Below are 5,687 nucleotides of genomic sequence, written 5' to 3' on the forward strand. Positions count from 1 at the left end.
GGAGCATTAGCCGATTTTAACCGCGCGATTCAAATTAATCCCAATTTTGCTAATGCTTACTACAATCGCAGCCTTCTGAAACAGAACAAATTGAACGATCGAGTGGGTGCGATCGATGACATGAACCGAGCTGCCAAAATATATCAGCAACAGGGTCAGATTCAAGATTATCAACAGGCGATCGATCTGCTGAAAAAATGGCAGCAGCGCGGTGGAAATTGATGATAAAAAGGTGAGATGCTGCGGGCAAGTTCGATCGAATGTAACTAATTCGATCGATAAAATTGGGCAATAGATGAAGATTGTGAGCGATCGTCAATAAAATTTCAGGTTTTGTCTGCTCGATCGATTACGGGGTGAATTAATACTCGATCGTCCTGCATCTTTGAGTTACTTTTCCCGTTGTACTGGCTCTAACCGAATGAGCTTACCATCAGATTCATCGGTCAAAATATACAGTAACTCATCCGGGCCTTGACGGACATCTCTGACTCTGGCACCAATTGAAATCGCCTCTTGGTTGAGGACTTTGCCATTAGCATCTAGCTCGATTCTGCGTACCGAGCGATCGACCAATCCGCCTGCAAACAGATTTTTTTGCCATTGTGGAAATCGTTTTCCATTGTAAGCGGTCAAACCCGAAGGTGCGATCGCGGGTGTCCAAACTACTTTGGGATCTTCCAATCCAGGTAACGATTTATTTGGTGAAATCTTTTCACTAGACCCATACTCTGTACTATAGGTAGCCAGCGGCCAGCCATAGTTTTTGCCTTTTTGCACCAGATTAAGTTCGTCACCACCGTTTGAGCCATGTTCTGTCGCCCAAACTCGCTTGGAAATTGGATCGAAGGTCATGCCTTGGATATTCCGATGTCCGTAGCTCCAGATTGCCGGATCTGTATTGGCTGCTTTGACGAAAGGATTATCGCGGGGAATCGAGCCATCATCTTTGAGGCGGAGGACTTTACCGAGCTGGCTGCGCCGATTTTGGGCTTGGAAGCGGGGTAATTTACCCTCGATTTGCAGTGGGGGATTGCCACCATCGCCGATCGCGAGTAGCAGGGTATTATCGGGTAGCCACACGATCCGCGAACCAAAATGTTGCGAACCGGGTTTGACGGGAGTGACTTCAAAGATAGCTTGCAGATTTTTGAGGTTTTTGCCATCAAACACGGCCCTTGCCAGTCGCGTGCGATTGGCTGTGTCGTTACCATGAGCATAGGTGAGATAAACCAGCCGATTTTTAGCAAATTGCGGATGGATCGAGACATCCATCAATCCCCCCTGACCGCTGGCAAATACCGCTGGAACGCCACCGATCGCGGTAGGATCGAGGATACCATTACGCACGATTCGCAGCCGCCCAGGCCGCTCGGTAACGAGCATGGTACGATCTGGCAGCCAAGCCAAACTCCAGGGATTTTCTAACCCGCTGACAACTGGAACTAGCCGATAATTTGCTTGGGCATTCTGACTGACTGGAGATTTCTGGGCGTTACTAGAGCAAGCCAGACTAGATAGCACTGCGATCGCGATCGTTCTCAATGCTAGCGATCGCCAAGAAAATTTGGTGAGAATATTCACAACAAGTTACAGATTGCTAGGATATTTCGGCGATTGCGCTAGGCGCAGGCTTTGCCAACGGACACTATCGACCTATCTATATTTTTACATTCTTTTCTAATTAGATGGATCGGCGACCGCAACGGTAATTTGGGAATCCAAGCGATCGATCCAGACTTGTAAGCCAGCCTTTTGAGCTGCTAACAGACGGGGTGACAGTTTATCTGGGTTGCTATCTAAATCTAACAACGACTGCTCGAATTCTTTGAGTTTGAGCTTGGTATTTCTATACTGGATTTGATTTTGAATCACGATCGAATCCTCCAATTGTGATGTGAATATGGCACTAATCAGTTCGTTACTTGGTGCGATCGCAGTTTTAGCAATGATAGAAACTCAGCCAACTCTACTAATCCCTCAGCTTCTAGCCGCTCATGCTCGGAAAGTTGGGTACCTGCATCTTGTCGATCGAGTAAAAATTGTAAGCGATCGTGAACTGCTGCGGGAAGTTGAAACTGAGCCAATCCGTTCGCGTAGCGTCTCTGCAAGAGAATCGGAATTTCGATAACTTGCGCCACAAAGACAACCAAAATAAAGTTTTCATCCTTACCGAAAATTATAGTGGTTTGAAACATCAACTGAGTCGATCTTAGTTCTGAAATACTAAATACTTAACTCAGACTCTTCACCCAATTAATTACCGTATTGCAATCTACCCCCGTCTGACGTTCGATTTCGCGAAAGCTGATTCCCTGGGCGTGGAGAGCGAGACATCTGTGTCTAATTTCTAGAGGATATCCTCTTTGGGTGTATCGATCGAGGAATTGCCGCCCACATCCTTTGCATACGTAGCGTTGCTTGCCCTGCTGACGACCGTTTTTCGCCACTCGATCGCTCTGACAGTCAGGGCATATCATCAATTGATTACACACTTGAAGCAAATGGTCGCCGATGTGGGGATTGAGATAGCCGTAGAGGACATCTTTGATTTCGGCATAGATCTCCTGTCGATATTTTTCATCGCTTTTGATCGCGTTTGGCACCAAGCCCTGCACGATTTTGTGAGCAACTTCCGAAAGTAACTCACTTTTGGCTTCGCTCAATTTGGGGTTGCGTTGGCGATAAAAATTGGCATGTCTTTTGTATGAGATCGACTGAAGATTAGGAATATCGGCCATCATACTCTCCATGCCCCCGATCGGCTGTAAGTAATACTGTACGACGATACAGCGGGGAATTGGCTCCTCATAATAGACCGCGTAGGCATCAATATATTCGCTAATACCTCGATCTAGCGGTCGATCGATCTTCTGAGCGAAAAAATCTGCCTCGATGCACTCCTCCAGCCGCATATGCTCGGCAAATATATCGTTGAAAATTGCTAATTTATCTGGAAAAAATTGGTAAATCGAACCGACCGCAGTATTGGCTCGATCGGCTATTTGTTGGATCGTTGCCGCTGCAAATCCCGCCTCAGCGAAAACTTCCGCAGCGGCGATGAGAATCTTCTCTACGCGCTGTTTCCCTCGTTGTTGCTGAGGTTGACGGCGGAGAGGTTTGTCGCTTGACAAAGATGAGGACTTACTCATAAACTAATTGTGTCACAATTTGGAATAAATTGTTGTTATGGCTGAAAAACTCAAACCCGCTGACATGATGCCTGGAAGTTTTGGATTGCCGTTGATCGGGCATACGATTGGCATCCTCGCCAAACAAGAACTATTTTATTGGCAGCAGTACCAACAGTACGGCAACATCTTCAAAATATCACTACCAGAAGCGATCGGGTTTGGTAAATGTGCTTGCCTAATTGGGCCAGAAGCTAATCAATTGGTGTTGAAAGATGCAGCCGATAAGTTATCATCGCGATTGGGGAATCGATCTCTAGAACCGATCGTCAGTAAAGATCTGGTGTTGTTGCAAGATGGCGCAGAACATCGCGCCAGTCGCAAGCTGATTTTGCCCATATTTCACCGTCAAGCGATCGCATCTTACTTTGACACGATTCAGGAGGTTGTCACCGAAACCGTGGCAAGCTGGGGCAAGCTGGGCACGATTAGCCTCGAAACCGAGATGCGAAAACTGACGCTGGCGATCGCTGTCAGGACTTTTTTGGGTAGCAACAAAACCGAAGAAATCGATCGAGTATCGCAGTGGTATGTCACGCTGGTAAATAGTACTGAGGGGATGGTGAAGTGGGATAATCCGCTCACTTTTTACGGACGAGGACAATCGGCGCGGCGCAAAATTGCTGAATATGTTCGGCAGATTATTCAAGATCGAATCGAGCTTGGCGATTTAGAGAAATCGAAAGATGTTATCGGCTTTTTGATGAGTATCGTCGATGAAGATGGTAATAAGTTTACCGAAACCCAAATCATCAATCAAGCGATCGGATTTCTATTTGCCGCTCATGAAACTACCTCTAGCCTGATGAGTTGGTTGATGTTTGAACTGGGAAATCGTCCCGAATGGCGGCAGAAATTACGCACCGAACAGCAACAAGTTGCGAGTAATGAGCCTTTAAAACTGCAACAGCTCCGCCAACTTCCTCAACTAAGTAATGTCCTCAAAGAAGGCGAACGGCTTTATCCACCAGCTCCTGCGCTTGCCCGCGCTGTTGTCGAAGATATCGAATATGCTGGCTACACTATTCCGGCTGGTTGGTACGTCATAATTTTTGCCAGCATGACTCATCAAATGCCAGAAATTTACAAAGATCCAGAGTCATTCGATCCTGACAGGTTTGCGCCCCTGCGCGAGGAAGATAAGAAATACCCGTACTCTCTAATTGGTTTTGGTGGCGGTGCCCATAGCTGCATTGGGATGGAATTTGCCAATATGGAGATGAAGATAATTCTCTCGACTTTGCTGCAAAAGTACGATTGGACGGTGACACCTACTATTGCTGAAATTTCGCCAGTCCGCAAAGCGTTGAGTATGCAGAAAAAGTTAACAGCAACGTTTGGATCGATCGAGTCATGACAGTAGCTGACAGCTCAATTCAAGTTACAAAGACTTCTTCTGCTAGTGAAATCCCTTCGCCCTCACCCCGCCAGATCCTGCGGCTCTGGCTCCCCTCTCCCAAACTTGGGAGAGGGGTTGGGGGTGAGGGCAAGGTTCGTGGTTTTTACAAACCGGACTTGGTATGACATCTCGATTGGCATTCGGGGTGCGATCTTGGTTAGCATAAAAGCTCTACCCAGCCTGGATGTCCACCTAGAAAAAACTTGTGGCTATGACCGATCGACGACTCAAGTCTGCTGAAATGATGCCGGGTAGCTTTGGATTGCCGATATTTGGTGAAATCATCAACATCATCAGCAAGCAAGAGCTATTTTATTGGCAGCAACACCAGCAGCACGGCAACGTGTTTAAAACAGCCGCATTAGGATTCGGCAAAGCTGCGTGCCTAGTCGGCCCAGAAGCCAACCGTCTGGTGTTAAAGGAGCAAGCCGACAGGTTATCATCGCGATTGGGCAATCAGTATCTCGCCCCGATCGTTAGTACCGATGCCGTGCTACTCCAAGATGGCGAACAGCATCGCACCAGTCGGAAGATGATTTTGCCAGTATTTCATCAACAGGCAATTGCTTCTTACTTTGACACGGTGCAGTCGGTAGTGACGGCGGCGGTAGCTGATTGGGGCGAACGTGGATCGATCGATCTCGATGCCGAACTCCGCAAGCTGACGCTGGCTGTGGTGGTGAAGACTTTTTTAGGCAGCGAAAAAACGGTAGAGATCCAGCAAGTAAGCGAGTGGTTTACGACTCTAACCGGAGGTCTATACGGCCTTTTCAAGTGGGATACTCCCCTGACTATTCATGGTCTCATGAACCGGTACAAGCCCAAAGAAATTGTTGAAGCACTGGCAAAAGTTGAGAAGGAATTCAAGAGCGTTACTATGAGCGGACTCTCAGATGACCCAGAGAAATTTGTCAACGATCTGATATATTGGAACCTGAGATTAGCGAGCATATCGGATAAGTACCAGAAGGACAACTTGGCGCTGAAGGCCCACATCATACAGGGACTACCAGATGACTACGCTGTTCTAAAGACCAAGCTGTACGGTACACTGGATGACTTGGAAATAGGAGATCTCATACGAGAACTCATCGAAT

The 5,687-nt window shown here is 47.2% G+C and carries 7 protein-coding genes; 3 read left to right on the plus strand and 4 right to left on the minus strand.

The genetic code is table 11. The annotated features are described in order from the left end of the window. The coding region (locus RMO35_RS23175; RefSeq protein ID WP_309744775.1) for a tetratricopeptide repeat protein at positions 1-222 on the plus strand (222 nt) is incomplete at its 5' end. A gap of 168 nt (positions 223-390) precedes the next feature. Here RMO35_RS23175 and RMO35_RS23180 read toward each other — a convergent pair. From RMO35_RS23180 to RMO35_RS23195, 4 genes are all read right to left on the minus strand, one after another. Continuing rightward, positions 391-1,584, minus strand: coding sequence for a PQQ-dependent sugar dehydrogenase (locus tag RMO35_RS23180; RefSeq protein WP_396135717.1), 1,194 nt, complete (start codon positions 1,582-1,584; stop codon positions 391-393). A 96-nt stretch (positions 1,585-1,680) separates the two neighbouring features. Continuing rightward, positions 1,681-1,875, minus strand: coding sequence for a hypothetical protein (locus RMO35_RS23185; RefSeq protein ID WP_309744776.1), 195 nt, complete (start codon positions 1,873-1,875; stop codon positions 1,681-1,683). Between the two features lie 38 nt (positions 1,876-1,913). Next, positions 1,914-2,141, minus strand: coding sequence for a hypothetical protein (locus RMO35_RS23190; protein ID WP_396135082.1), 228 nt, complete (start codon positions 2,139-2,141; stop codon positions 1,914-1,916). A gap of 93 nt (positions 2,142-2,234) precedes the next feature. Further along, positions 2,235-3,134: a TetR family transcriptional regulator gene (locus tag RMO35_RS23195; RefSeq protein WP_309744780.1), complete on the minus strand. Its 900-nt coding sequence runs from the start codon at positions 3,132-3,134 to the stop codon at positions 2,235-2,237. 55 nt (positions 3,135-3,189) lie between these two features. On the opposite strand from RMO35_RS23195, the gene RMO35_RS23200 reads away from it, so the two are divergent. Continuing rightward, positions 3,190-4,548, plus strand: a complete 1,359-nt coding sequence (locus RMO35_RS23200; RefSeq protein ID WP_309744782.1) for a cytochrome P450 — start codon at positions 3,190-3,192, stop codon at positions 4,546-4,548. Between the two features lie 253 nt (positions 4,549-4,801). Continuing rightward, on the plus strand, positions 4,802-5,687 hold an 886-nt coding region (locus RMO35_RS23205; RefSeq protein WP_309744784.1), incomplete at its 3' end, for a cytochrome P450.

The sequence above is a fragment of the Chamaesiphon sp. OTE_20_metabat_361 genome, assembly GCF_031364565.1.